Raw genomic sequence first — 359 nt, 5'->3', positions numbered from 1 at the left:
CAACGGTGAAAAGATTCATGGATACACTATGCTCAATGACGCCATTGGCTTCAATCGTCTTTTGAATGACTTGAAAACTATTCATAACCCTGAGATTATATTTGAAGCTACTGGTGTCTATTCTCGGCGTCTTCGATCCTTTCTTGAGGAATACGGCTACGCTTATACACAGCTGAATCCTCTGGAAGCTAAGAAGCAACTGGATAGTCTGCGAGTTCGTAAAACAGACAAAATTGACGCTGAAAAGTTGGCTCATTCTCAGTTTATACTCAATCGTAAACCAACTTATGCGCAGAAAGAAGTTTATCAACACCTGCGTGATTTAAGCCGTTTCTATCAAAATCTTACAGAAGACATTG

The 359-nt window shown here is 39.8% G+C and carries 1 protein-coding gene; it reads left to right on the top strand.

What is annotated here, in order from left to right; translation table 11 throughout:
- Nucleotides 1-359 (top strand): IS110 family transposase (locus ADF68_RS05610; protein ID WP_152901833.1); only part of this gene is annotated, 359 nt, incomplete at both ends.

The sequence above is a fragment of the Streptococcus pseudopneumoniae genome, from assembly GCF_001068775.1.
Lineage (GTDB): Bacteria > Bacillota > Bacilli > Lactobacillales > Streptococcaceae > Streptococcus > Streptococcus pseudopneumoniae_N.
This window is presented reverse-complemented; position numbering and strand designations above follow the sequence as displayed.